27 protein-coding genes are annotated in these 24,803 nt (G+C 71.3%); 9 read left to right on the top strand and 18 right to left on the bottom strand.

What is annotated here, in order from left to right; translation table 11 throughout:
• Nucleotides 1-74: 74 nt before the first annotated feature.
• Nucleotides 75-1,256: a hypothetical protein gene (locus AB0I77_RS34885; RefSeq protein ID WP_363286781.1), complete on the bottom strand. Its 1,182-nt coding sequence runs from the start codon at nucleotides 1,254-1,256 to the stop codon at nucleotides 75-77.
• Nucleotides 1,257-1,263: 7 nt separating this feature from the next.
• Nucleotides 1,264-2,382, bottom strand: a complete 1,119-nt coding sequence (locus AB0I77_RS34880; protein WP_363286780.1) for a homogentisate 1,2-dioxygenase — start codon at nucleotides 2,380-2,382, stop codon at nucleotides 1,264-1,266.
• Nucleotides 2,383-2,510: 128 nt separating this feature from the next.
• Between AB0I77_RS34880 and AB0I77_RS34875 the strand changes: the two genes are divergently transcribed.
• Complete coding sequence (locus AB0I77_RS34875; protein ID WP_363286779.1) at nucleotides 2,511-3,191, top strand: TetR/AcrR family transcriptional regulator; 681 nt, start codon at nucleotides 2,511-2,513, stop codon at nucleotides 3,189-3,191.
• Between the two features lie 87 nt (nucleotides 3,192-3,278).
• On the opposite strand, the gene AB0I77_RS34870 is transcribed toward AB0I77_RS34875, so the two are convergent.
• The 9 genes from AB0I77_RS34870 to AB0I77_RS34830 form a co-directional block, all read right to left on the bottom strand.
• Complete coding sequence (locus AB0I77_RS34870) at nucleotides 3,279-4,532, bottom strand: hypothetical protein (RefSeq protein ID WP_363286778.1); 1,254 nt, start codon at nucleotides 4,530-4,532, stop codon at nucleotides 3,279-3,281.
• A 44-nt stretch (nucleotides 4,533-4,576) separates the two neighbouring features.
• Nucleotides 4,577-5,380, bottom strand: a complete 804-nt coding sequence (locus tag AB0I77_RS34865; protein WP_363286777.1) for an IclR family transcriptional regulator — start codon at nucleotides 5,378-5,380, stop codon at nucleotides 4,577-4,579.
• Nucleotides 5,377-6,117 carry an MBL fold metallo-hydrolase gene (locus AB0I77_RS34860; RefSeq protein ID WP_363286776.1) on the bottom strand — a complete coding sequence of 247 codons (741 nt, stop codon included), beginning with the start codon at nucleotides 6,115-6,117 and terminating at the stop codon, nucleotides 5,377-5,379. The genes AB0I77_RS34865 and AB0I77_RS34860 overlap by 4 nt, the downstream gene beginning before the upstream one ends.
• Entirely contained in the window at nucleotides 6,108-7,607 is a 1,500-nt protein-coding gene (locus AB0I77_RS34855; RefSeq protein ID WP_363286774.1) for a M20 family metallopeptidase, read from the bottom strand. The genes AB0I77_RS34860 and AB0I77_RS34855 overlap by 10 nt, the downstream gene beginning before the upstream one ends.
• Complete coding sequence (locus AB0I77_RS34850; RefSeq protein WP_363286772.1) at nucleotides 7,604-8,593, bottom strand: ABC transporter permease; 990 nt, start codon at nucleotides 8,591-8,593, stop codon at nucleotides 7,604-7,606. Before AB0I77_RS34850 ends, AB0I77_RS34855 begins: the two co-directional genes overlap by 4 nt.
• Nucleotides 8,590-9,555, bottom strand: coding sequence for an ABC transporter permease (locus tag AB0I77_RS34845; RefSeq protein WP_363286771.1), 966 nt, complete (start codon nucleotides 9,553-9,555; stop codon nucleotides 8,590-8,592). Before AB0I77_RS34845 ends, AB0I77_RS34850 begins: the two co-directional genes overlap by 4 nt.
• Nucleotides 9,548-11,107 carry a sugar ABC transporter ATP-binding protein gene (locus AB0I77_RS34840; RefSeq protein ID WP_363286770.1) on the bottom strand — a complete coding sequence of 520 codons (1,560 nt, stop codon included), beginning with the start codon at nucleotides 11,105-11,107 and terminating at the stop codon, nucleotides 9,548-9,550. Before AB0I77_RS34840 ends, AB0I77_RS34845 begins: the two co-directional genes overlap by 8 nt.
• A 76-nt stretch (nucleotides 11,108-11,183) precedes the next feature.
• Nucleotides 11,184-12,248, bottom strand: a complete 1,065-nt coding sequence (locus tag AB0I77_RS34835) for an ABC transporter substrate-binding protein (protein ID WP_363286769.1) — start codon at nucleotides 12,246-12,248, stop codon at nucleotides 11,184-11,186.
• 289 nt (nucleotides 12,249-12,537) lie between these two features.
• Nucleotides 12,538-12,666 carry a hypothetical protein gene (locus tag AB0I77_RS34830; protein WP_363286768.1) on the bottom strand — a complete coding sequence of 43 codons (129 nt, stop codon included), beginning with the start codon at nucleotides 12,664-12,666 and terminating at the stop codon, nucleotides 12,538-12,540.
• Nucleotides 12,667-12,797: 131 nt separating this feature from the next.
• Between AB0I77_RS34830 and AB0I77_RS34825 the strand changes: the two genes are divergently transcribed.
• Together AB0I77_RS34825 and AB0I77_RS34820 are read left to right on the top strand one after the other, a co-directional pair.
• The gene (locus tag AB0I77_RS34825; RefSeq protein ID WP_363286767.1) at nucleotides 12,798-13,475 is read left to right on the top strand and encodes a response regulator transcription factor; all 678 of its coding nucleotides are present in this window, start codon (nucleotides 12,798-12,800) and stop codon (nucleotides 13,473-13,475) included.
• A 42-nt stretch (nucleotides 13,476-13,517) separates the two neighbouring features.
• On the top strand, nucleotides 13,518-14,798 hold the full coding sequence (locus AB0I77_RS34820) for an ATP-binding protein (protein WP_363286766.1): 1,281 nt from the start codon (nucleotides 13,518-13,520) through the stop codon (nucleotides 14,796-14,798).
• A 27-nt stretch (nucleotides 14,799-14,825) separates the two neighbouring features.
• Here the strand turns inward: AB0I77_RS34820 and AB0I77_RS34815 are convergent, their stop codons facing one another.
• Nucleotides 14,826-15,371 carry a GtrA family protein gene (locus tag AB0I77_RS34815; RefSeq protein ID WP_363286765.1) on the bottom strand — a complete coding sequence of 182 codons (546 nt, stop codon included), beginning with the start codon at nucleotides 15,369-15,371 and terminating at the stop codon, nucleotides 14,826-14,828.
• A 127-nt stretch (nucleotides 15,372-15,498) separates the two neighbouring features.
• On the opposite strand from AB0I77_RS34815, the gene AB0I77_RS34810 reads away from it, so the two are divergent.
• From AB0I77_RS34810 to AB0I77_RS34800, 3 genes are read left to right on the top strand one after another with little or no spacing between them, the layout of a single operon-like run.
• Nucleotides 15,499-16,638, top strand: a complete 1,140-nt coding sequence (locus AB0I77_RS34810; protein WP_363286764.1) for a 5-(carboxyamino)imidazole ribonucleotide synthase — start codon at nucleotides 15,499-15,501, stop codon at nucleotides 16,636-16,638.
• Nucleotides 16,635-17,171 (top strand): 5-(carboxyamino)imidazole ribonucleotide mutase, encoded by a 537-nt coding sequence (gene purE, locus AB0I77_RS34805; RefSeq protein WP_363286763.1) that lies wholly within the window; start codon nucleotides 16,635-16,637, stop codon nucleotides 17,169-17,171. Before AB0I77_RS34810 ends, purE begins: the two co-directional genes overlap by 4 nt.
• Nucleotides 17,172-17,176: 5 nt before the next feature.
• Nucleotides 17,177-18,388 (top strand): dipeptidase, encoded by a 1,212-nt coding sequence (locus AB0I77_RS34800; protein ID WP_363286762.1) that lies wholly within the window; start codon nucleotides 17,177-17,179, stop codon nucleotides 18,386-18,388.
• Here AB0I77_RS34800 and AB0I77_RS34795 read toward each other — a convergent pair.
• Entirely contained in the window at nucleotides 18,310-19,470 is a 1,161-nt protein-coding gene (locus AB0I77_RS34795) for an alkene reductase (protein WP_363286761.1), read from the bottom strand. The two genes, AB0I77_RS34800 and AB0I77_RS34795, sit on opposite strands and share 79 nt — an antisense overlap.
• Nucleotides 19,471-19,529: 59 nt before the next feature.
• Here AB0I77_RS34795 and AB0I77_RS34790 point away from each other — a divergent pair, with 59 nt between their 5' ends.
• Entirely contained in the window at nucleotides 19,530-19,889 is a 360-nt protein-coding gene (locus tag AB0I77_RS34790) for a MerR family transcriptional regulator (RefSeq protein WP_363286760.1), read from the top strand.
• A 37-nt stretch (nucleotides 19,890-19,926) separates the two neighbouring features.
• Here AB0I77_RS34790 and AB0I77_RS34785 read toward each other — a convergent pair whose 3' ends face one another.
• Complete coding sequence (locus AB0I77_RS34785; RefSeq protein ID WP_363286759.1) at nucleotides 19,927-20,580, bottom strand: response regulator transcription factor; 654 nt, start codon at nucleotides 20,578-20,580, stop codon at nucleotides 19,927-19,929.
• Between the two features lie 241 nt (nucleotides 20,581-20,821).
• Here AB0I77_RS34785 and AB0I77_RS34780 point away from each other — a divergent pair, with 241 nt between their 5' ends.
• The gene (locus AB0I77_RS34780; RefSeq protein WP_363286758.1) at nucleotides 20,822-21,952 is read left to right on the top strand and encodes a dipeptidase; all 1,131 of its coding nucleotides are present in this window, start codon (nucleotides 20,822-20,824) and stop codon (nucleotides 21,950-21,952) included.
• Between the two features lie 34 nt (nucleotides 21,953-21,986).
• Here the strand turns inward: AB0I77_RS34780 and AB0I77_RS34775 are convergent, their stop codons facing one another.
• Both AB0I77_RS34775 and AB0I77_RS34770 read right to left on the bottom strand, forming a co-directional pair.
• Nucleotides 21,987-22,379 carry a VOC family protein gene (locus AB0I77_RS34775; protein WP_363286757.1) on the bottom strand — a complete coding sequence of 131 codons (393 nt, stop codon included), beginning with the start codon at nucleotides 22,377-22,379 and terminating at the stop codon, nucleotides 21,987-21,989.
• Nucleotides 22,380-22,422: 43 nt separating this feature from the next.
• The gene (locus tag AB0I77_RS34770) at nucleotides 22,423-22,794 is read right to left on the bottom strand and encodes a VOC family protein (RefSeq protein WP_363286756.1); all 372 of its coding nucleotides are present in this window, start codon (nucleotides 22,792-22,794) and stop codon (nucleotides 22,423-22,425) included.
• A 90-nt stretch (nucleotides 22,795-22,884) separates the two neighbouring features.
• Here AB0I77_RS34770 and AB0I77_RS34765 point away from each other — a divergent pair, with 90 nt between their 5' ends.
• The gene (locus AB0I77_RS34765) at nucleotides 22,885-23,388 is read left to right on the top strand and encodes a CGNR zinc finger domain-containing protein (protein WP_363286755.1); all 504 of its coding nucleotides are present in this window, start codon (nucleotides 22,885-22,887) and stop codon (nucleotides 23,386-23,388) included.
• Between the two features lie 28 nt (nucleotides 23,389-23,416).
• Here AB0I77_RS34765 and AB0I77_RS34760 read toward each other — a convergent pair whose 3' ends face one another.
• Nucleotides 23,417-24,241, bottom strand: a complete 825-nt coding sequence (locus AB0I77_RS34760) for a plastocyanin/azurin family copper-binding protein (RefSeq protein ID WP_363286754.1) — start codon at nucleotides 24,239-24,241, stop codon at nucleotides 23,417-23,419.
• A gap of 50 nt (nucleotides 24,242-24,291) precedes the next feature.
• Nucleotides 24,292-24,786, bottom strand: a complete 495-nt coding sequence (locus AB0I77_RS34755) for a YceI family protein (protein WP_363286753.1) — start codon at nucleotides 24,784-24,786, stop codon at nucleotides 24,292-24,294.
• Between the last annotated feature and the right edge of the window lie 17 nt (nucleotides 24,787-24,803).

Here is a 24,803-nt window from a genome sequence, read left to right as displayed (position 1 = left end):
CGTGGTGTAGTACGGCTGACCGGCCGGGCTGAACACCATACTTTCAGCCCGGACAGCTGTTGAGTGCGGCGGGCCTATCGCAGATCGTGGGTTTCGAGCCACTTGCCGCACAGGTCACGGGTCTCGATGAGTCCCTCCGGGCGGCCGCGGACGTAGTGGTCCACCCCGGCGATGAAGTGCACTTCCTTCTCCGAGTGCTTGATGCCCTCGTACAGGGCGCGGGTGTGGCTCGGCGGGCAGCAGTCGTCACCGTCCATCCCCACCACGAGCACCGGCTTGGTGACATCGCCGACGCAGGTCGGGCCGGAGCCCCGGGCGTCGTCGTAGCTCCACTGCGACAGCCAGCTGCGGAGCGTGGTGAAGCGGGCCAGACCGGTGGGCCCGTTGTTCACCATCCTGGGATCACCCATGTAGCACCAGTTGGGGCGCCGCCCGTTGGGGTCGAGGGCCGGGTCGAGCCAGCGAGGGTCGGCCATCGTGCCGTGCACGACGAAGCCGAACTCCTCGTGCGGTCGGCCGGTGTCGCGCAGGTGCTGGAGCTTGGCCTTCACCCAGGTCGTGATCCGGCGGTTGCGGGCGATCTGGGCCGCGCGGTAGCGCTCGACGAACTCCGCCGCATAAGGGGGTTGGTGGGTGGCGTCGGGAGCGTAGAGGTCCAGGTCCCGGTCGCGGATGTCGGGGTTGTGTTCGTCGAGGACCGAGGCGTCGATCCATTCGGTGAACATCTGGTGGCGGCTGGCGTGCGCGGCCAGCAGCATGACGCCGTCGGCGGGGGTGAGCCCCGCGTGCGTGAGGTCGTAGGGGTCGCCGGCCGGTGTGTGCGTGATCGTGGGGTTCTCGGCCTGCGACTGGTAGAAGGCCATCAACGAGCCGCCCCCGGACCAGCCGCCGAGCACGACTTTCTCGTAGCCGAGGTTCTCCTTGAGGTGGCGAATGCAGCCGCCCAGGTCGGTGAGGGCCTTCTCCATGATGAGCGCGGGGTCGTTGGCGTAGCGGGTGGGACAGCAGACGATGTGATGCCCCGCTGCGGCGAGCTCTTCGATCAGGGGGAGGTGGGCGAGGCTGCTGATCGGGTGCATGAACACGGTCACCGTCCGGGAGGGCCGACGGGGCCGGTAGTACGTGGCGGCGAGGTTGATGCGCTGGCGGGTATCGGCCGCGGCCGCCGGCTGGTGGTAGACCTCCTTCAGGACGCCGGTGTCCTCATAGTGGCCGAGAGCAAGTGAAACGCGCTCGTACTGTGCGTCGCCGGACATGGTTCCGTCACATCTCCTCGGCGCCCGCTGCCATGGCTTCCTCAGCGGCCTTGACCAGCGGCTCGTCGACGACGAGTGGCGCCTTGGCGTCGACGACGACGACCTCCCAGTTGAGCCATGCCTCCCTGGGGTACTCGTCGCGGATCCGCTGCTTGACCTTCTCGGGCGGACCGTGGTGCAGCCCCTGCGGGGTGTGCTGGAAGAGCCCCGGCGGTACGGGTGCGCCGAAGAACTCGCCGCCGTGCATGAAGGCCGCCTCGTCGTAGTCGGCGTTGCGGTGGTAGGGAGGCGCCTTCTCCACGCCCTCGGCCTGGGGCGCGCGATGGGGCTTGAAGAAGCCGAGGTAGACACCGCCGCCGGCGGTGCCGACGAGGGTGTGGGCGGTGGGCATGAGGTGCGCGGAGTCGGAGTTGAGCAACTTGAAGTCCCGGATGTTGTACTTCCAGGGGAAGTAGTCGCCGCGCCAGCCCTCGACGTCGCACGGGTTGTGGTCGTAGGTGATCGTCCAGTGCTCGCTGCCGTGCTTGAGACGCACCTCGTACTCGGCGTGGGGTGAGGGGAGTACCTCGGGCTCCGGTACGTAGATCAGGTTCGGGTCCAGCGGTGTGTAGCGGCCCACCGGGCCGAAGTCCGGGACCTCGAGTTCCTCGACGGTCTCGGTGATGAAGAAGACGTTGTCGGCGTGGTCGGGCACGATGCGGTGGGTCACGCCCTTCGGGATCACCACCAGGTCACCGGGCTCGTAGGGGATCGGGCCGAACTCGGTCTCGACCACTCCGGTCCCCCGGTGCACGAAGTGGGCCTCGTCGCCTTCGACGTTGCGTCGGTAGAACGGCATGGGCGTGCCGCGGCGGCTGATCCAGAGCTGAACGTCGGCATTGTGAACCAGTCGGAGTGGGGAACCGGCCGGGTCGTGCTCGTCACTCGGTGACAACTGCTGTTGGGCTGCGACGCGAGATTTGAAGCCCGCCTCAGACCGGTAGTCGGCGGGGTCGTTGCGGCGGTAGAGGTGGGCCTGGCGCCCCTGGAAGCCGCCGCGGCCCAGCAAGTCGTCCTTGAGGCCGCCGAGGTTCTGGTGAACCCCTCGGGGCAGCTGACCCTTCTGGTAGGTCACGATCGATGTCATGGCTCTCCTTGACAGGTGACGGGCTTCTGGTGGGGACCGAGCAGGCCGCCGCCGCAGCTCATAATAAAATTATTATTGTCCTCTGATTGTCTGTCAAGGATCTTTCGCCGCCCCGTTAGGGTGGTGGGATGGCAGACAGGCAGGATCCGACAGTCGGCTCCGCGGCGACCCGTCAAAGGCTCATCGATGCCGCCCGGGAGCTGTTGACCGAGAACGGTCCGGCGAAGCTGCGAGTCCAGGACATCGCCCGCCGTGCCGGTCTCACTACCGGCGCCCTGTACGCCCACTTCCGTGACCGGCAGGACCTGTTGGCTGAAGCGGTGCGCTCGGCTCAGGACGACTACCTGGCCGAGTTGGTGGCTCCGCTGCCCGCCGACGTGGCGGAGCGGTCGCTGGCTCAGCGTCTGCCCGTGCTTCAGCCCGTCGACGGCAGCGACCCGGCGCCGCAGTTGGCCGCTGTGCTGGTGAGCGCCCTGACCGGCGAGTTCAGTCCCTCCGCGGCGCTGCTCGTGGAGTCCTTCGCCATGGCCATCCATTCAGACAGTGCTCCTGCTCTGCGGAGCACTGCGGCGTCCCTCCATGAATCGCTGATGCGGCAGGCCGAGTCGCTTCACGCTGATGGCCTGCTGCCTGCGGATGTGCCTCCGGCCGCGTTCGCGACGTTCTGGGCTGCGGTGATGCATGGGTCCGCGGTACTCGCGGGACTGGGATTTCCCCGGTGCTCGCCAGAGGAGATCACTCCGCTCCTGCTGGCCGTCGCCAAGACGATGACCGTGCCCGGCGATGACGGGACGCCGGTCGGCCGGTAACTTTTCCGCTCCCGGCCGACCGGCCCCGGCTGCAGATATCTCCCCCGTGGCCGGCGCAGGCCGCCCCCGGCGATCCCGCGCGCTAGGTCAGGCTTCCGGGCGTACGTGGGCCAGTGCCGAGGGGATGCGGTCCAGGACGGGGAGAGGGGCCAGACCGTAGTGGTAGAAGTCGACGGCGTCGGCGGTCGCGGCGGCGGCGCCGACCTTTTCCGCCAGGTGTGCCGAGGACGAGGTGTCGGGGACTCCGGGGCGCAGTACGGCCCGCAGTGCGCAGTCGTCACCCACGGCGGTCCGGTAGGCGGTGAGGTCTTCGGTGATCCTGGCCGGGTCGCGGGCGTAGGCCAGGACCGCGTAGCCGGGGACGGTGGGCGCGACGGCCGCCGGATCGATACCGGTGCGCCATGCGTCGTCGACCGCCGGGCCGCCTGTCGGGAGGCCGTCCGCGTATCCCTTGATCGCCCCGGTCAGGTCGAGGAAGACCAGCCCGGAGCCTTCCTCCGCCACGGCCGAGGCCACGGACGCGACCAATGAGCCGACCGTCTCCCGGCGGCTGAGCGCGTACTCGGCGACGGATTTCCCCACTTGTTCGGCCAGGGTGTCAGGGCTCAGCCCGCCGGGCAGCGGGGCGGCGCCCTCCAGTACCCGGCGTACGGCTTGTTCGGCCTCCGTGCGGGCGGACCTGGCGTCCACCCCGGCGGACTCGGCGCGCTCCACGCAGAAGGGGCAGAAGCAGAGGCCCAGGAGGAAGTCCTCCAGCGGGCCGAACTCCACGAAGCTTCGCTCGTGGTGGTATCCGTGGCCGAATGTCCCGAAGTGGAGCGACTCGGCGACGACCCGGTCCACCCCCAGGCGGGCCACCGAGCGGGCGAGCGCGGTCGCGTAGGCCCGTACGTCCGGGTGCGCGGGACACAGGTCGGCGGGGGCGGCGCGGTCGCCGAAGCAGTTCTCCTGGGTGACATCGGGGTGCGCCAGGCCGAGCGTGGTGTTGTGCAGGAACACGGTCCAGCCGGACAGCCCGGCGCCCCGCTCCGAGGTGCTGCGCCGCAGCGCGCGCAGCGGCTCCTCCTCGGCGCCGGGCTGGACCGGAGGCTGGAGGCGGAGTGAGCCGAACAGGTCGGTGGGCGGGAGGAAGTGGACCCCGTCCTGGCGCAGGGTGACCCGTGACGCGCCGTGCGGTGTGACGTCCCGCGCCCGGTGGTAGGCGGCGGCGACGGTGAGGCCGTCGCAGCCGTAGGTGCCGAGCACCCGGTCGAGGACCAGGTCGGGCCCTTCGCCGCGCAGATCCTCCACGAAGGCGTAGACGGAGGACTCCGTCCGCCGCTCCCGCCGGTCCTTGCTCATATGACTCCCTTGGATCGACTGGATCGACTGGATCGACGCGTTCATCAGTGGCCCGCCTCGGGGCTCCGGGAGGAGCCGAGGGCATGGGAGATCTCCAGGCCGGTCCGGGCCACGACCGGGGCTATCTCACGGACTCGGGAGGGCGTCATCCGGGTGGCGAGCCCGGAGACGCTCAGCGCTCCGGTCACGCCGTCGGTGTGGTCGAAGATCGGCGCGGCCACGCACCGCACCTCGCGCTCGTTCTCCCGGTCGTCGATGGCGTAGCCCTGGCGCCGGACACGTTCCAGTTCGGCGCGCAGTCGCGTCGGGTCGGTGACGGTGTGCTCGGTGACCGGTGGCATGCCGGCGGCGACCACGACACGGAAGGCCTCTTCGTCGAGCCAGGCGAGGATGGTCTTGCCGACGGCGGTGCGGTACGCGGGGATCCGGCTGCCCACCCGGGAGGCCATGCGTACGTTGGTCTCGTTCTCGACCTTGTCGATGTAGACGACGTCCGGGGGCTCGTACACGACGAGATGGCAGGTCTCACCGGATGCCTGCTGGAGAAGGCGCAGTGGTTCGGCGGCGGCGGTGCGCAGGTCGAGCGAGGAGAGGTAGACCTGGCCGAGCCGGAGGGTTCCGTGGCCGAGCCGGAACCAGCCGGTTTCGCGGTCGCGGACCAGGAGGTCGGCCTCGATGAGGGGTGTGGTGAGCCGCAGCACGGTGCTCTTGTTGATGCCCAGCTCCTCGGCGATCCGGGCCAGGGACATGCCCCGGCCGGGCCCGGTGTCGTCGCGGATGTGGGCCAGGATGTCCAGCGCGCGGCGCAGGGAGGACGACTGGTTGCGGGGGGAAGGTGTGGCGGTCATGTCGTACTCCTCGGAAGAAGACCGCGTGCCACGGTGTCCCGGGCGGCCACGAGGTGCCGTCCGGCGCGGGCGAGCGAGATCTCGTGGTGCCCCGGGAACAGTGCGTCGATGTCGAGCGCGGCGAGCCGGGTCAGGCTCGCGGCGTACTCGGGGATCCGGCAGTCGTGCAGATTCTGGAGGGAGACCCGGCCGCCGGTGAAGACGCAGTCCCCGGAGAACAGGGCTCGGTAGCCGGGGGAGTCGAGAAGGTAGCAGGTGTGGCCGTCGGCATGGCCGGGCGTGGCGAGCGCGCGGAGTACGACGCCGCCGCCCAGGTCGATCTCCTCGCCGTCGGCGATCGGCGCGGTGACCGGGCAGGGCGGGAAGTCGTAGTCGGGCGGGTATACGCCCGCCGACCTGCCCCGGTCGAGGCTGATCGCCGCCTCGTCCCCCGCGGCGATCCACGCGTGCGCGGGCGCACCGGCGAGCACCCGCATCCCCGGCAGCCGCCCGGCCAGAGCGGCGGCACCGCCCGCGTGATCGGCGTGGCCGTGCGTGAGCAGCAGGTGGTCCGGCTCGGCGGCCCCGGCGGTCGCCGCGTTCCGGAGGATGTCGGCGGTGGAGCGCCCGGCCCCGGCGTCGATGAGGGCGCTGCGTCGGGTGCCGTGGACGAGGTAGACGTGGCAGTCCAGCGGGTCGGTGAGGTCGAATCCGGCGGCTCCGCTGGCCACGAGGGTGACGTGTTCGGTCAGTCGCACGGTCGCTCACTCTCGCGGCGGGCAGGTGCGTCCGGGGCTGGGGTCGTCGTGGCTGGGTCCGTCGTGCCTGGGGTCGTCGTGGCTGGGTCCGTCGTGCCTGGGGTCGTCGTGGCTGGGTCCGTCGTGCCTGGGGTCGTCGTGGCTGGGCCCGTCGTGCCTGGGGTCGTCGTGGCTGGGTCCGTCGTGGCTGGGTCCGTCGCGCCAGGGATCGTCGTGCCCGGGTTCGTCGTGCCTGGGACCGTCGCGCCAGGGGTCGTCGTGCCTGGGACCGTCGCGCCAGGGATCGTCGTGCCCGGGTCCGTCGTGCCTGCGACCGTCGTGCCCGGGATGTGCTGCGTGAGGCGGCGGACGGTGGTTGTGATGGTCCGGGCGGCGAGTGCCACGTCCGTGAGTGCGACCGATTCGTCGGCGGAGTGGGCGTCGGTGACCGAGCCCGGTCCGAAGACCACGGACGGTATGCCCGCGCGGGCGAGCTTGCTGGCGTCGGTGCCGAAGGGCATCCCCTGTACGGCTCCTGGCCGCCCCTCGTCGGTCAGTGCCTGGCACAGCGCGGCGACGACGGGGCTGCCGGGCGGGGTGTCGAGGGCGTAGTCGACGGTGAAGGGCTCGTCGACGGCGACGGGTGCGCCGCCCAGCGCGGTGAGTTCCGCGCGGTCCTGCCGCCAGACCTCCATCGGGTCCTCGCCGGGCAGGGTCCGCCGGTCCACGTCGACCTCGCAACTGCCGGGGACGGTGTTGGGCCCGGTGCCGCCCCGGATCCGGGTGACGCACCGGGTGGCGGTGCCCAGCAGCGGGTGCGCGGGGGGTGGTGGGGCGGTGGTCTCCAGGTGTGCGATCACCGGGGCCATCAGCGACACGGCGTTCACCGCCTCGGCCGGCCTGGAGCTGTGCCCGGCCCGGCCCGTCGTCCGTACGGTGTAGCGCACGACGCCCTTGTGGGCGGTGGCCGGGACGAGGTCGGTCGGCTCGCCGACGATCGCGCCGACGAAGGTGCCGACACCGGGCAGGTCCTCCAGGTCCTCCAGATCGGCCAGCAGCCGCAGCACTCCCCGATAGGCGTGTTCCTCGTCGCAGACCCCGGCGAGCACGACGGTGTGCAACGGCGGTTCGCCCTCGGCCAGTTCGGCGGCGGCCAGCATGAACGCGGCCAGCGGCCCCTTCGCGTCGCAGGCCCCGCGCCCGTACAGGCGGCCGTCGCGGACCCGGCCGTCGTACGGGCCGACGGTCATACCGTCCGTCTCCACCGTGTCCAGGTGCGATTCCAGCAGTACCGCTGACGCCTCGCGCCCGGGCACGACGGCGACCACGTTGCATCTGCCCGGCAGCACCTCGTGCAGGGCGGCCCTGATGCCCCGCCGCGCCAGCCAGTCCAGCACCCAGCGAGCGACCGCGCTCTCGCCGCCGTCGCCCTCGCCGTCCCGCGGATTGACGCTGGGAATCGCCACCAGGGCACGGAGCAGCGGCTCCACCTCCGCCGCGCTGACCGTCACGACCTGCGCTCCCGCGCGTACACCAGCAGCAGGGCGATGATCAGCACGCCGAGCACCACCTGCCGGACCCCTTCGGAGAGGTTCCAGGAGGTCAGGAGCGCGGTGAGGAGGGTGAGCAGCAGGGCCCCGGCCACGGTGCCGAGGAGGTGCCCTCGGCCGCCGAGGATGGAGGTCCCGCCGAGCACGACCGACGCGATGGACAGCAACTGGTACGGGGTGCCCATGGTCAGCGAGCTGGTGCCGGTGAACCCGAGCAGGACCAGTCCGGCCACTCCGGCCAGCAGGGCGCAGGCCGAGTACGCGATGAACGCCGTCGCGCCGAGCGGCACCCCGGAGGCGCGCGAGGCGGGCTCACTGCTGCCGAGCGCGAACGCGTACCGGCCGGTCCGGGACAGGTGGAGCAGCCATACGGCGGCGGCGCTGACCGCCAGCCACAGGACGAAGGAGTACGGCACGCCGAGCAGTTGGTCGTTGGCCAGCGAGTCGAGCAGCGGCACCTTCGCCGAGCTGGGGGAGCCGTTGGTGTAGACGAGCAGTGCGCCGGAGATGATCGTGCCGGTCGCGAGGGTCATCACCAGGGGCGGCACCCGCAGCCAGACCACCCCGGCCGCGTTGACGGCGCCGACCAGTGCGCTCAGGACCAGTGCCGCCGTGATGCCCGCCGCGCCGCCGCCCTCTCCGGCCACCTTGGCGCAGACGACCGCCGAGAGCGCCACCACGCCCGACACGGACAGGTCGATGCCGCTCATCATGACGACCAGCGTCTGGCCGACCGCCACGATGCCGAGGAAGGACGCGGTCTGCACGAGATAGCGGAAGCTCGACGTGCTGTCGAAGCCGCTCGCGAAGACCACGGCTCCCGTCCAGGTGAGGGCCAGCACGCCGAACGCCCAGGCGGCTCTGGAGCCGCGCAGCGCGACGAGCACCGGGTGGCGCACGGCCGCGCGTGCGCGTGCGGGTGCGGGTGCCGGTGCGGACGCCGTCATCGGGACATCCCCTCCCTTTCGTTCCTGGTGAGATACGTCTTCAGGGTGAGCGCCACGATGAGGACCACGCCCTGCACGATGAGCTGGTAGAAGGGCGAAATCCCGGTGAACAGCAGCAAGTTGGTGAGCAGCCCGATCACCAGGGCGCCGAGTACGGTGCCCCGCATCCGGCCGATGCCGCCGAAGAAGCTGATGCCGCCGAGCACGGCGGCGGCGATGGAGTTGAGCGTGTAGGGCGCGCCGATCGTGGGGTCGGCCGAGCCGGTCTGGATCGCCAGGCCGATGCCGGCGAGTCCGGTGAACACGGAGGACAGCGCGTATCCGCCGATTTTCACGCCCCGGGTGTGCAGTCCGCTGGCGTACGCCCCGTGCTCGTTGCCGCCCACGGCGTACAGGGCCAGGCCGTGTCGGGTCGTCCGGAAGAGCCGCCACAGGACGAGGGCCGCGACGACGCAGACCACCGGGAGCGCGATGCCGTTCCAGCCGTTGTTGTAGGCGTCCACCAGTCCGCCCGGCACGCTGCCGCCCGGCTGCGGCAGGACGACCAGGGTGACGCCGCCCCAGAGGAACGACGCCGCGAGGGTGACGATGATCGGCGGCAGTCCGGCGTACGCCACCAGTGTCCCGTTGACGGCGCCCGCCGCGACCGCCACGCACAGGGCGAGGGCCGCCGCCGTCGCGACGCCGCCCGCGCTGTGCGCCTCGTAGGTGGCGAAGACGGCCATGGCGAGCCCGAGCACCGCGCCGAGGGACAGGTCGATGCCGCCGAGGAGCATCACGGTCGTCTGGCCGGCGGCGGCCAGGATCAGCGGCAGGAACTGGGCGGAGAGGATGGTGATCGACGCGGGGGTGAGCAGGCTCGGGTCGTAGTGCTGGTAGGCGACGAGCAGTACGGCCAGCAGACCGAGCAGGGCGAGCAGGTCCGGGTTGCCCTTGGCGGTGGTACGGATCAGATCACGCACGGGCCACGCTCCCGGCGGCATCCGTCGGACGGCCATCGGTGTCCGGGTGCTGGGCGGCGCCCATGACGGAGGCCCGGACGAGCCGTTCCTCGGTCAGGGCCGCGCCACTGAGGCGTTCGACGATCGTGCCCTCGTACATCACCGCGACCTCGTCGCAGAGGCCGACCAGTTCCATGGTGTCTCCCGAGGTGACGAGCACCGCCGTACCGGCGTCGGCGAGGCGGCGCAGCAGGTGGTAGATCTCCCGTTTCGTTCCCACGTCGATGCCGCGGGTCGGCTCGGCGAGCAGCAGCACCCGGGGCTCGGCCGGCAGCCACTTGGCCAGGGCGACCTTCTGCTGGTTGCCTCCGGACAGCCGGCGGGCCTCCTGGCCGGGCGAGGACACCTTGATCTGCATGCTCGCGATCAACTCGTCGACGAGCCGGGCTTCGGCGCCCCGGGAGACGGTGGTCAGCCGCCTCGCCGGGGCGAGGCCGCGGAGATTGGTGAGCGCGAGGTTCGCCCGGACACTCTGCGCGACGTGCAGGCCCTCGGTCTTGCGGTCCTCCGGTACGTACGCGATGCGCCGGCGGATCGCCTCGCGCGGCGAGCCGATCCGGCACGGCCGCCCCTCGAGTTCCACCTGTCCGGTGTGCCGGACCAGGCCGAACAGGGCCCGCAGCACCTCGCGTTGCCCCTGGCCCTGGAGGCCGCCGAGGCCGAGGATGCGGCCGGGGGCGAGGTCGAGATCGATTCCGGAGCAGCCGCGGGGGACGGTCAGCCCGCGAACGCGCAGGCGCGGGCGGGCCTGTGCGGCAGCGGGTTCCCCGGCTTTGCCGGGGAACAGGTCGGACAACTCCCGTCCGACCATCAGCCGGACGATGTCGTCGTGGTCGGTCCGGTCGCGCACCCTGGTGGCCATGACCTCGCCGTCCTTGAGCACGGTCAACCGGTCGCTCACGGCGAACAGTTCGGCCATCCGGTGGCTGACGAAGATCACCGCGGAGCCCTGGTCCCGCAGCTCGCGGACGACGCGGAAGACGGCCTGCACCTGGTCCTCGTCGAGGGCCGAGGTGGCCTCGTCCAGGATGAGCAGGCGCGGTTCGTTCGCCAACGCCTTGGCCAGTTCCACCAGTTGCTGCGGGCCCAGCGGCAACCGCCCCGCCCTGGTGTGGGGGTCGATGTCGAGGCCGACCCGTTCCAGCAGTGGCCGGGCCCGGGCCGCCAGATCCCGGGCCCGCACCAGGCCGCGGCGGCTCGGCCAGGCGCCGAGGAACACGTTCTCCGCGACACTCTGGTGCGGGTTGAGGCTCAACTCCTGGTGTACGGAGCTGATCCCGGCGGCCCGGGCGCGGTGCGGCGACCACGCCCGGACCGGTTCGCCGCCGTAGACGACGCGTCCGGAGTCGGGGGTGAGGAGCCCGGTGACGAGCGAGAGCACGGTGCTCTTCCCGGCCCCGTTCTCTCCCACCAGAGCCAGCACCTCCCCGGCTTCGACGCCGAAGCTCACCTCACGGAGCACGCGGTTTCCGGCAAAGGACTTCGACACCTGTTCAACGCTCAGCACTGTCACGTGGCGCTCCTCGCCTGGGGCTGTCCGGCAGGGGGGCCGGCCGGGGGCTGCCCGGCCGGGGCTGTGGGGCCTCGGGCTACTTGCCGATGAGCTTGTCGATCTCGGCCTGCGGCAGGGCCGTGATCGGGTACGAGTCGTCCGGCTGGTCCGGCTTCACGTACTGGCTGAGGTTGCTGTCGGTGATGCTCGGCAGCGGGACCGTGATGTCGGAGGGGACCGCGACGCCCTCGGCCTTGGCCACGGCCGCCTCCAGGGCGATCACCGAGAGGTAGTTGGGCTGGGCGGTGGCCAGCGAGGAGAACCCGGACTTCAGGTTGCTCTGCCAGAGCTTGAGGAAGCCGTTGTAGTTCTCGCCGGTGATCGGGACCAGCTTCTTGTCCTGCTTGATCAGGGTCTGGAGCGCCGCGGCCGACAGGGCGCCGCCCTGCGAGAAGACGCCGTCGACGGAGGGGTTCGCGGAGTACGCGGAGGCGAAGGCCTGGGCGGCCGGGGCGACGTTGTACTCGCTGTGCACATTGCTGGCGATCTTGATCCCGGGGTACTTCTTGAAGACCGCCTCCGCGCCCGCCCACCGGTCCTCGCTGACGGCCACCCCGGCCGGGCCGTTCATCGCGATGATGCTGCCCTTGCCCTTGAGCTTGTCGGCCAGCCACTGGGCCGTCATCGCGCCCCACTTCTTCTGGTCGGTGCCGACCTTGATGACCTTGTCGCTGGTCACGAGGGAGTCGAACGACACGACCGTGATGCCCGCCGCGACAGCTTGTTCCAGCGCCGGGTTCAGGGCGGTGGAGGAGCCCGCGTCGACGAGGATGACGTCGTACTTCTGCTGGATCATCGCGCGGATCTGCGAGATCTGCTGCGAGGTGTCGCCGTTGGCGTTGAACGTCTTGAGCGAGGCCACCTTGCCGGCGGACTTCAGCTTGGCGGCGTCGTCCTCCAGCAGCTTCAGCGTCTGCTGCATCCACGAAGGCGTGAGATAGATCGTCGACCAGCCGACCTTGAGGGCCTTGGCGGCCGCCGGACTCCCGCTGCCCTCGGCAGCGACGCTGTCGTCCTTGGTCTGGACGTCACACGCCGTGGCAGCGGCGAATGAGCACAGGACACCGACCGCCACGACCCCACGTCTGAAACGTGCGTTCATCGAAACTCCTCGGGGAGAAGGCGCCCGGCCCTGAGAGGGCCGGTGCGTGCAGAGCACTCCTGCGATCGCGAGCGGGCCGGGAGCGGCCGGCCGGCAGCGAGTCACCAAGCCGGAACGTCGGCGTTCCGGACGAATTCGGAAGAACCGAATCTGTTGAAAGGTGAAAGTAGGGGGTGCCCGAGGTGCGGCGCTACGGTTGCAGAACAAAATTTTGTATTGCACAACGCCGCTGGTGGGCGCGAGGAAACATGGTTGGTACGCGCCGTTCGGCCGGCGGGCCGGGCGGATTTCAGCGAACGCTGCCCATCAGTTCCTTGACCTTGTAGAAGACGGTGAAGCCGCCGTCGCGGCGAAAGAAGGTCTGCTCGGAACCGGGGGTTCCCGGGGGCACCGAGTCCTTCGTCAGGCTGGGCGCCATCGTCGATCCTTGCTGGTCGGGGCGCGCCTGGGTGGGGGTACGCGCAGGTTCGTACCAGTTCGCCCGAAGGTAAGAATCACTCACCACGGATCGCAACCCAGCTCATGCAATCGGCGGACTACCATCACCTCATGACCCGTGTACTGCTCGCCGAGGACGACGCGTCCATCTCGGAGCCGCTTGCCCGCGCTCTGCGCCGGGAAGGGTATGAGGTCGAGGTCCGTGAAGACGGCCCCACCGCGCTCGACGCCGGCATCCAGGGCGGCATCGATCTGGTCGTGCTCGACCTCGGGCTGCCCGGCATGGACGGCCTCGAGGTGGCCCGCCGGCTGCGCGCCGAAGGCCACACCATCCCGATCCTCATCCTGACCGCGCGCGCCGACGAGGTGGACACCGTCGTCGGCCTCGACGCGGGCGCCGACGACTACGTCACCAAGCCCTTCCGGCTCGCCGAACTGCTCGCCCGCGTCCGCGCCCTGCTGCGGCGCGGCGCCGCCGAGCCGCAGCAGCCTCCCGCCACGCACGGCGTGCGGATCGACGTCGAGTCGCACCGTGCCTGGATGGGCGAGGAGGAGCTCCAGCTCACCGCCAAGGAGTTCGACCTGCTCCGGGTCCTCGTCCGTGACGCCGGCCGGGTCGTCACCCGCGACCAGCTGATGCGCGAGGTCTGGGACACCACCTGGTGGTCGTCGACGAAGACCCTCGACATGCACATCTCCTGGCTGCGCAAGAAGCTCGGCGACGACGCGGCGAACCCCCGCTACATCGCGACCGTGCGAGGCGTGGGCTTCCGCTTCGAGAAGAGCTGATCCCACGCACCGCGTGGGATCAGTCACCGTTGGATAGAGGACATGCGCCGTCGACTGATCCAGTCCACGCTCGCCGTGGTGCTCGTCGTGATCGCCGTCTTCGGCATCTCCCTCGTCATCGTCGAGACCCGCACCATCAGCACGAGCGCCCAGGAGCGGGTGGACTCCGAAGCCCAGCGGCTGGCCAGCATCGTGGACAGCAGGCTGGTCACCTCGGCGACCGTCGACGAGAAGGTGCTGCGCAAGCAGGTCGCGCAGGACCGTTACGCCGTGATCCGGATCCCCGGGGAGCCGAGCATCGAGGTCGGCACCCAGCCGTCCGGTGACGTCATCAGCGGCAAGGCCCAGGGCGAGGAGGGCGAGACGATCACCGTCCAGGAGCCCCGCTCCTCGGTGACCCGCGAGGTCGGCCGTACGCTGCTGATCATCGGGCTGGTGGCGCTGCTCGCGGTGGTCGCCGCGGTCGTGCTCGCGATCCGCCAGGCCAACCGGCTCGCCTCCCCGCTCACCGACCTCGCGGAGACCGCCGAACGCCTCGGCTCCGGCGACCCGCGCCCCCGCCACAAGCGGTACGGCGTTCCCGAGCTGGACCGGGTCGCCGACGTCCTCGACTCCTCCGCCGAGCGCATCGCCCGCATGCTCACCGCGGAGCGCCGCCTCGCCGCCGACGCCTCCCACCAGCTGCGGACACCCCTCACCGCGCTGTCCATGCGCCTCGAGGAGATCACCCTCACCGACGACCCGGACACGGTGAAGGAGGAGGCCACCATCGCGCTCGGCCAGGTGGAACGCCTCACGGACGTGGTCGAGCGGCTGCTCACCAACTCGCGCGACCCGCGCACCGGCTCCGCCGTCACCTTCGACCTCGACGAGGTCATCCAGCAGCAGCTCGCCGAGTGGCGCCCCGCCTACCGCAGCGTGGGCCGGGCCATCGTGAGCTCCGGCAAGCGGCACCTGACGGCGGTCGGTACGCCCGGGGCGGTCGCGCAGGTGCTGGCCGCGCTGATCGAGAACTCCCTCATGCACGGCGGCGGCACGGTCGCGCTGCGCACCCGCGTCACCGGCAACCAGGCGGTGATCGAGGTCACGGACGAGGGGCCCGGCGTCCCCGTCGACCTCGGGGCACGGATCTTCGAGCGCGCGATCAGCGGCCGCAACTCCACGGGCATCGGCCTCGCGGTGGCCCGGGACCTCGCGGAGGCCGACGGGGGCCGCCTGGAGATGCTCCAGATCCAGCCACCGGTGTTCGGTCTGTTCCTGTCGCGTACGCCGCTGAAGAAGAAGACGACGGATGCGGACGACGAGGAGCCGACGGTCCGGTAGGCCCGGTCGCCGCCGGTTTCCGGGACCTTAGGCCCGCTGCTTGGGGCGCGGCTTCTTCGGCTGCGTCTCCAGGAACGATTCCGCGCCCGCCACGGCCTCCCGGGCCGGCAGCGCCCGGAACACCCAGGTGCGGTACGACCAGAAGCGGAACAGCGTCGCGACGCCGATGCCGACGAACTTGAAGATGTTGCTCTGTAGCGAGCTGTCCCAGCCGAAGCCGTACGTCGCCGTGTAGAGCACGCCGTTCTCGATCACCAGCCCGACCGCGCTGAACAGCAGGAACAGTACGAGTTCCCGGGTACGGCCGCTCTTGTCGCGGTCCCGGTAGGCGAAGTAGCGAAAGCCGACGTAGTTGAAGACGATCGCCACGATCGTCGCGATGACACTCGCCCGCACGACCTGGAGGTCGGTCGTATGCCGCACCAGGTTGAACACGAGGAGGTTGACCAGGACCCCGGCCCCGCCCACCGCGCCGAACTTCGCCATCTCACGCACGAGCCGGTCGAAGCGCTCCCGCGCCGCACTACGATGCGTCGGAGGCGCCGTACCAGACCCTGAGGAACCACGTTCCATGGCCGTCCAGGCCCCCGTCCGTAGGTTTCGTCAACCCAGCCATGCTAACCACCCCCCTTCGTGATCGCCTGTGCGTGGGCTCTCAGGCCGGGAAACCGGCCAGCGGAGTGGCCGATACCCTAGGGGAGTGACGTTCCCGGTAGTCGGCATGGTCGGCGGGGGCCAGCTCGCTCGTATGACACACGAGGCGGGCATCCCGCTCGGCATAAGGTTCAAGCTCCTCAGTGACACTCCTCAGGATTCCGCGGCCCAGGTGGTGAGCGATGTCGTCGTCGGCGACTATCGCGACCTGGACACGCTGCGCGAGTTCGCGCGGGGCTGTGACGTGATCACCTTCGATCACGAACACGTCCCCACCGAACACCTCAGAGCCCTGGAGGCGGAGGGCATCCCCGTCCGCCCCGGCCCCGACGCGCTCGTGCACGCCCAGGACAAGGGCGTGATGCGGGCCAAGCTCGACGAGATCGGCGTGCCGTGCCCACGGCACCGGATCGTGAGCGACCCGCGCGACGTGGCCGCGTTCGCCGCCGAAGGGGAGGGCTTCCCGGTCGTCCTCAAGACCGTCCGCGGCGGCTACGACGGCAAGGGCGTATGGGTCGTCGACAACGTGGCGGAGGCCGAGGACCCCTTCCGCGCCGGCGTGCCCGTGCTCGCCGAGGAGAAGGTCGACTTCGTGCGGGAGCTGGCCGCCAACGTCGTACGGTCGCCGCACGGCCAGGCCGTCGCCTACCCGGTCGTCGAGTCCCAGCAGGTGGGCGGCGTCTGCGACACGGTCATCGCGCCCGCCCCCGGCCTCGACCAGGCCCTCGCCCTGCGCGCCGAGGAGATGGCGCTGCGCATCGCCAAGGAACTGGACGTCGTCGGCCACCTCGCCGTCGAGCTGTTCCAGACCGGCGACGGGCGCATCCTCGTCAACGAACTCGCGATGCGCCCGCACAACTCCGGCCACTGGACCCAGGACGGCGCGATCACGTCCCAGTTCGCCAACCACGTCCGCGCCGTCCTCGACCTGCCGCTGGGCGACCCGCGCCCGCGCGCGAAGTGGACGGTCATGGTCAACGTCCTCGGCGGCGACTACCCGGACATGTACTCCGCGTACCTGCACACCATGGCGCGCGACCCCCAGCTGAAGATCCACATGTACGGCAAGGACGTGAAGCCGGGACGTAAGGTCGGTCACGTCAACACCTACGGCGACGACCTGGACGACGTGCTGGAGCGCGCTCGTCACGCTGCCGGCTACCTGAGAGGCACGATCACCGAATGAGCCCCGAAGCAGGCCCCGTTGTCGGCATCGTCATGGGGTCGGACTCCGACTGGCCCGTGATGGAGGCAGCCGCCGAGGCCCTCGACGAATTCGAGATCGCGTACGAGGTCGACGTCGTCTCCGCGCACCGCATGCCGCGCGAGATGATCACGTACGGCGAGCAGGCCGCCGAGCGCGGACTGAAGGTCGTCATCGCGGGTGCCGGAGGCGCCGCCCACCTGCCGGGCATGCTCGCCTCCGTGACCCCGCTGCCGGTGATCGGCGTGCCGGTGCCGCTGAAGTACCTGGACGGCATGGACTCGTTGCTGTCGATCGTGCAGATGCCGGCCGGTGTCCCGGTGGCCACCGTCTCGGTCGCCGGCGCGCGCAACGCCGGCCTGCTCGCGGCCCGCATCCTCGCCACGCACGACGAGGAACTCCTCGGCCGGATGCGGGAGTTCCAGCAGGAGCTGAACGACCAGGCCGCCGAGAAGGGCAAGCGCCTGCGCGCCAAGGTCGACGGCTCGGGCAGCGGCTTCGGCTTCGGGAAGTGACCGCCATGACCTCCCCTTCGCTGGAGGAAGCCCGGGAGCTGCTGCGCGAGTTCCCCGTGGTCGACGGTCACAACGACCTGCCCTGGGCACTGCGCGAACAGGTCCGCTACGACCTCGACGTCCGCGACATCGCCACGCACCAAAGCGCCCACCTGCACACCGACATCCCCCGCCTGCGCGAGGGCGGGGTCGGCGCGCAGTACTGGTCGGTGTACGTGCGCTCGGACCGGCCCGACGCGGTCCCGGCGACCCTCGAACAGATCGACTGCGTACGGCAGTTGCTGGCGCGCTACCCGCAGGACCTGCGCCCGGCGCTGACGGCGGCCGACATGGAGGCGGCGCGAGGGGAGGGCCGTATCGCCTCGCTGATGGGCGCGGAGGGCGGCCACTCCATCGCCAACTCCCTCGGCACGCTGCGGGGTCTGTACGCGCTCGGCGTCCGGTACATGACCCTCACCCACAACGACAACGTGGCGTGGGCGGACTCCGCGACGGACAAGCCGGGGGTCGGGGGCCTGTCGGCCTTCGGCCGCGAGGTGGTGCGGGAGATGAACCGGGAGGGCATGCTGGTCGACCTCTCGCACGTGGCGGCGTCGACGATGCGGGACGCGCTGGACGTCACGTCCGCGCCGGTGATCTTCTCCCACTCCTCCTCCCGGGGCGTCTGCGACCATCCCCGCAACATCCCGGACGACGTGCTGGAGCGGCTGCCCGCGAACGGCGGCATGGCGATGGTGACGTTCGTACCGAAGTTCGTGCTCCAGGCGGCCGTGGACTGGACGTCCGCCGCCGACGAGAACATGCGCGCGCACGGCTTCCATCACCTGGCCACCACCCCGGAGGCGATGAAGGTGCACCGCGCCTTCGAGGAGCGCAACCCGCGCCCGGTCGCCACGGTGTCGACGGTGGCGGACCACCTGGACCACATGCGCGAGGTCGCCGGCATCGACCACCTCGGCATCGGCGGCGACTACGACGGCACGGCCTTCACCCCGGACGGCCTCAACGACGTCTCCGGCTATCCGAACCTGATCGCCCAGCTGCTCGACCGCGGCTGGTCCAAGCCCGACCTGGCCAAGCTGACCTGGCAGAACGCGGTACGGGTGCTGGGCGCGGCGGAGGACGTGGCGCGTGGCCTTCAGACCACGCGGGGACCGTCGAACGCCACGATCGAGTCCCTCGACGGCATCGACGGCATCGACGGCATCGACGGCTGAGGATCCAGGGTGGGGTAATCGGTGTAGCCGGTCGCCCCGCCCGTGTACATCAGGTACCGGTCCCGCACCGGGTTGAGCGGGGCGCCGAGCCGCAGCCGGGTCACCAGATCGGGGTTGGCGAGGAATGGCCGGCCGAGGGCGATCAGGTCGGCACCGGCGACGAGGAGCCTGGAGGCCGCGCGGCCGACCCCCTCCGCGGAGAACTCGTCGAGCACCGGGTTGGCGATCAGGGTCCCCGGCCAGCCGGCGCGGATCCGCCGGAAGACCGGTGCGTCCGGGTCGGCGTACACGAGGTGCAGGTACGCGAGCCCCAGCCCCCGCAGCCGTTCCAGAACTGCCGGGTAGAGGTCCTCCGTGTCGCCCTCCTCGATGCCGTTGACGGTGTGGCCGGGGGAGAACCGTACGCCCACCAGCTCGGGCCCGATCGTGGCGGCGACGGCCTCGACGACCTCCACCGTGAACCGGATCCGCCCGTCCACCGAGCCGCCGTAGGCGTCCGTGCGGCGGTTGGTGTTGCCGGCCAGGAACTGGTGCAGGAGATGGCCGTTCGCGGAGTGCACCTCCACGCCTTCGAAGCCGGCGTCGAGCGCGTTGCGAGCGGCGCGCGCGAAGTCGGCGACCGTGGCGCGGATGTCGTCGAGGGTCATCTCCCGGGGGACGACGGCTTCTTGGTGTCCTTCGGGTGTGAAGATGGTCTCCGGCAGCGGGACCGGCGAGGGGGCCACCGGCGTGTGCCCGCTGGTGGCCGGATGGCCGACGCGGCCGCCGTGCTGGAGCTGGAGGAACATCGGCCCGCCGCCGGACGCCCGCACCGCGTCGGTGACGCGCCGCCAGCCCGCCACGTGCGCCGGGGTGTGGATCGCGGTGATGTTGGGGTACGTCTGCCCGACCGCGTTCGGTGCCGAGGCCTCCGCGATGATCAGGCCGGCGGCGGCGCGCTGGGCGTAGTAGGTGGCCATGAGCGGGGTCGGAGTGCCGTCGGGCTCGGCCCGGTTGCGGGTGAGCGGGGCCATCACCAGACGGTTGGGGAGCTCCAGGGCGCCCAGCCGGGCGGGTTCGAAGATGTCTGTTGTCTGCGTCATGGAGGCACGGTAGAACTTGACATCAGTGTCAGATTCAAGCCGCGACTCCGGAGGCAAGCGTGCGGATCGGTGAACTGGCCCGGCGTACCGGTGTGAGCGAGCGGTCGCTGCGCTACTACGAGCAGCAGGGGCTGCTGGCCGCCGAGCGGACACCCGGCGGCCACCGCGACTATCCGGAGGCGGCCGTCGACCGGGTGATCCGGATCCAGGAACTGTTCGCCGCCGGGCTGCACAGCTCGAAGATCGCGCGGTTGCTGCCCTGCATACGGGACGCCGACGGCGGCCCCTCCGCCGTCGCCACGCCGAAACTCGTCGCCGACCTCACCGAGGAACGCGCCCGCATCGACGAGACGATCGCCGATCTGCGCCGCTCGCGGGAGACGCTCGACGAGGTGATCGACGCGGCGCAGGGTCGCTGAGCCGCCCGTCGCCCCATCTCCCCTGACCTCCCCGGCCTCAACCACGCGGCATCGTGTACCCGACGCCGCGCACGGTTCTTATCAGCGACTGGTCGGTGTCACCCAGCTTGCGGCGCAGGTAGTAGACGTATGTCTCGACGGTCCCCGCGCGATACGGCGTTCCCCAGATCCGGCGCAGGATCTGCTGCTTCGTGAGGACCTGGCCCGCGTTGTCCAGCAGGTAGCCGAGCAGCTCGAACTCCCGGGTCGAGAGCTCGATCCGGGTCTCCTCCCGCCAGACCTCGCGGCGTTTCGCGTCCAGCGCCAGGCCCCCGTGGCGCAGCAGCCGGCTCTCGTCGGCCCGGTCGCGGGCCAGCAGTTCGTGCGCGACGGCGACCGCCTCGGCGAGCGCGAAGGGCTTGGTGACATGGCCGTCGGCGTCCGTCATCACGCGGCGCACCGCGGCCTCGGCCTCGGGGTCGTCGCGGTCGGAGAGGAACAGCACCGGCGCGTGCACCTCGGCGGCGCGCAGCCCGGCGATCGTCTCGACGCCGTCGCCGTCCGGCAGGGCCACGTCCAGGACGACCAGGTCGGGCCGTACGGAGCGGCCCACAGGTATCGCGAACCGGCCGCGGCTGGCCGCGTACACCTCGGAGCCGAGCTCGGTGAACTCCGCGATCAGGGACTGGATGCGACGGTCGGCGGACACCACGAGGGCACGCTGCGGGGTGAGGTGGGGGGTTGTGTGGGGGGTTGTGTGGGGGGTCGTGCGGGGGGTGGTGTGGGGGGCGGGTCTTTGAAGGTTCACGTACTAAAGGACGCAAGATCCCGCGAGAAGGTGCCCTCTGCGCGAAAGTGCTCTTGAAATACCCCCGAACGCCCCGCCCACCAGGAAGGCCCCCGGGCTCCGTGCGACGGTGACGGTACTGCGATCACGACGTACGGAGCCCGTCATGGCAGACCTCCAGGACGAACTGCACGACACGACCGAGGTGGGCGGGCTGGACGACCTGCCGGAGTCCCTCCCGGACGCGTTCGATGGGGAGCCGTACACCCCCGTCTCCGACCCGGACGGCTCCCCCCTGGACCGGGCCCACGCGATCCTCGCCGCCCACCCCGTCGCCGACGGCTACAGCGGGCTGCCCTGGGCGCTGCGGCACCTGCCGCCCTGGTTCGACCTGGAGCTCGGCGAGAGCGCCGTCGACACGGACGTGCCCCGGCTGCGCGAAGGGCACGTCGGCGCGCTGCTGTGGTCGCTGCACCTGCCCGAGGGCCTCGACGGCGACCGGGCCGTCGGCGCCACCCTGGAGCAGCTGGACCTGGTGAAGACGGTGGTGCGCGCCCATCCCGAGGGCCTGCGCCTGGCCTACACCGCCGGGCAGACCACCGACGTACGCAACTGCGGCCGGGTCGCCGTCCTGCTCGGCCCCGCCCAGGCCGCCGCCCTCGGCGACTCGCTCGGCATCCTGCGCTCCCTGCACGCCCTCGGCCTGCGCGCCCTCACCCTGTCCGGGGTCTCGTGGGCGAGCGAGGCCGGGCTCACCCGGTTCGGCGAGGAGGTGCTGCGCGAGATGAACCGCCTCGGCGTGCTCGCCGACCTCTCCGGCGCCTCCGCGGACACCGTCCGGCGGGCGTTCGCGGTCTCCAAGGCGCCGGTCCTGTGCACCCGCTCCGCCGCCCGCGCGCTGCGCCCGCACCCCGCCAACCTCCCCGACGACCTGCTGGCCGCCCTGGGCGCCGCCAAGGGCCTGTGCATGGTGCCGCTGACCGCCGGGCAGACCGGTCCGACCGTCCGGGACGTCGCCGACCACCTCGACCATGTGCGCGCGGTCGCGGGCGCCGAGTGCGTGGGCCTGTCCGGCACCTACGACGCCGGCACCGCCCACCCCCAGGAACTCGGCGACGCCTCCTGCTATCCGCACCTCGTCGCCGAACTGCTCCGCCGTGGCTGGACCGAGGCGGACCTCGCCCTGCTGACCTGGGGCAACGTCCAACGCGTCCTGCGCGGCGCCGACTTCACGGCCCGCGCCGCCCAGGAGCGCCGGGACCCGTCCACGGCGAAGATCGCCGAGCTGGACGGCTGACGGACGGCCAGAACGGTCAGAACGGCCAGAACGGTCAGATGGGATCGATCCGGCAGAGGCAGAACGGGTGCCCCGCCGGATCGGCGTACACCTGGAAGTCCTTCTTCTCCCTGTCCTCCAGGTCCAGCGGGCGTGCCCCCAGCGCCAGGACCTTCGCGTGCGCCGTGTCCAGCTCCTCCCAGGTGGTCCCGGCGTCGAAGTCGATATGGAACTGCTGCGAGTTGCGGTCCCCGCGCGGCCACTGAGGCGGGGTGAAGTCCTCGGCCCGCTGGAAGGCGAGCCGGGGCCCGTCCGGAATCCGGAGGACGACCCAGTCGTCGTCCTCGGCCTCGGGCGTGCCGCCGCCGACCTGGGCGTAGAAGGCGGCGAGCGCGCGCGGGTCGGGGCAGTCGAGGACCACGGAACGGAAACGTGCCACGGGTGCCATGGAATCCTCCAGGCTCAAAAGGCGATCAGGGCGATCAAGGCGATCAAGAGGTCATCCAGCCGACGCAGAGACAGAACGGGTGCCCTGCCGGGTCCGCGTAAACCCGGAAGGTCCGGGTGCGGTCCTCGACGTCCAGCGCCTTGGCGCCCAGAGCGAGCACGCCCTTTTCGGCCGCGTCCAGGTCCTCCACGTCCAGGTCCAGATGGAACTGCTGCGACTGGTCGGGCGAGGGCCATTTCGGCGGTACGAACCCGGGGGCGGCCTGGAACGCCAGGGCCTGGCCGTCGGGCAGCTTCAGGTCCACCCACTCCCCCTGGTCCTCGATGGTGCCGCCGAGCACGCCGGCGTAGAAACCGGCGAGGGCGCGCGGGTCGGGACAGTCCAGGACGACGACACCCAGCTTGGCGAGAGCCATGGCTTCCTCCTCGAAGTCGCGGTTACCTATAGGCAACAGTAACCAGTAACCGTTACTGCATGCTCCCCCATTGGCGGTAACATCACAAGCGTGAGTGAGAGATCCCCCGCGCCCGGGGGCCTGGCCCTGGTCGAGTCCCTGGTGAACACGCTGGACATCGAGACGGGCGCCGACTCGCTGGCCGGGGCGGAGGGCCGGACGCGGCTCGGTGTCCCGGAGACCGAGCTGGAGGAGGCCCGCGAGCTGCGCGAATCACTGCGCGCGGCCCTGCTCGCCCACGCCGGCCATCCGCCGCACCGCCCGGTGACCCCGCTGGGCGACCTGCTGGCGCGGGCACCCCTCGTCGTGACGGTCGACGCGGGCGACGGCTCGGCCGCCCTCGCCCCGGCCGACGAGGGCCCGCTGCTCTCCCGGGTGGCGGCGGCCGTCGCCCAGGCCCTCGTCGAGGGCACCTGGACCCGGCTGAAGGCCTGCGAGGCCGCCGACTGCCACTGGGCGTACTACGACCGCAGCCCCGCCGGCCGCGGCCGCTGGTGCTCGATGCAGGTGTGCGGGGCGCGCGCGAAGATGCGCCGGTACCGCGCGAAGGACTGAGCTAGTGCCGCGGTACCAATACCAGGGCCTAGGCCTCCTCCTCCCGGGAAGACCGGGAGGAATGCCGAGGGCCCTGCGGAGCCGGGGATGCCTGGGCAGTCGCCGCCCGGGACCCGACCAGGAGCAGGCACAGGACCGCGACACCGGCGACGATGCCGGCCAGCACGAGCAGCGGATCGAGCGGGCGGGCCGCCGAGGCGGCGGGCTGGGTCTGGGGCAGCGGCGCCGTCTGGGGCGACTCGGACGTCTGCGGTGTCTGCGGTACGGCCGCCCCGGAGCCGGCGGGTGACGGCGACGAGGCCGGCATCCGCATCGTCGGCGGTTTGCTGCTCGCCGCGGTCCGGGTCGGCGTGGGCGCGTGGTGCTCGGAAGAGGAGCCCCCGGAGCCCCCGGAGCCCCCGGAGCCCCCGGAGCCGCCCGAGGACCCCGACGACCCCGAGGACCCGGAACCCTCCGAGTGCTCGTGCGTCGGCGCCGCCGATGTCGCCGGTGCCGCCGCGCGGACCGTCATCCGGGCCGTCATGTTCGGGTGGACGGTGCAGACGTAGCCGTAGGAACCGGCCGTGGTGAACGTGAAGCTCCAGCTCTGTCCCTTGTCGAGCATGGGCGAGTGGATCGAGACCGGGCCCGAGGTGGTCTTCACGTCGTGCGGGGCGGTGTCCTGGTTGGTCCAGGTCACCGTGGACCCCGCGGGGACGGTCAGGGACGCGGGCGAGAAGGCGTACCCCTTCATCGTGACGCTGAACGAGGCCGCCGACGCCTGCCCGGTCGGCAGCAGCGGCAGGGCGAGGAGCGCGAGGACGGCGGACGCGGCGGCACCCCGAGCCATGCGCCGGGTCACAGGACGGGTCACAGGACGTGTCATCGGCCGTGTCATCGGCCGTGCCGTCCGCCGGGCCGCCCTCACGCGAACTCCGCCGCGACGAGCAGCCGCAGCCGGCTGGCCGGACGGCGCCACCGCAGCCGGAATCCCGTGGCGCGGCGCAGCAGCCGGTACGGCAGCCGGGCGTGGCCCACGACGAGCAGCCGGTCCTCGGCCCGCTCGACGACCCGCAGGTGCAGCAGGACGGGGAAGGCGACGCCGTTCACGTCGAGGTCGCCGGTCACCTGGAGTTCGCCGCCGGTGTCGTCGATCCGCTCGGAGGTGAGGGTCGCCGTGAGGTCGGTCCCGTCGAACTCGAAAGAGAAGTCGGGGTGTTCGGATTCGGCGGGCACCGCGAGCGAGCCGGCGGCGAGGCGGACCCGGCGGCGCATGGTCGGCAACGGCCCGTACCAGGCGGTGAGTTCGCACAGCGAGCGGCCGGAGGCCACGGTGTACCGGCCGGGCAGGGGCAGCCGGCCGGGGTCGTCACGCGACTGAGGCGGGGGAGGGACGGTGGGCAGGGTGACGGTTGTCATCCCGGTCTCCTTGGAAG

Source organism: Streptomyces sp. NPDC050619 (assembly GCF_040654815.1).
Classification (GTDB): Bacteria; Actinomycetota; Actinomycetes; order Streptomycetales; family Streptomycetaceae; genus Streptomyces.
The sequence above is the reverse complement of the archived record's forward strand: the minus strand, read 5'-3'. Positions and strand labels throughout refer to the sequence as shown.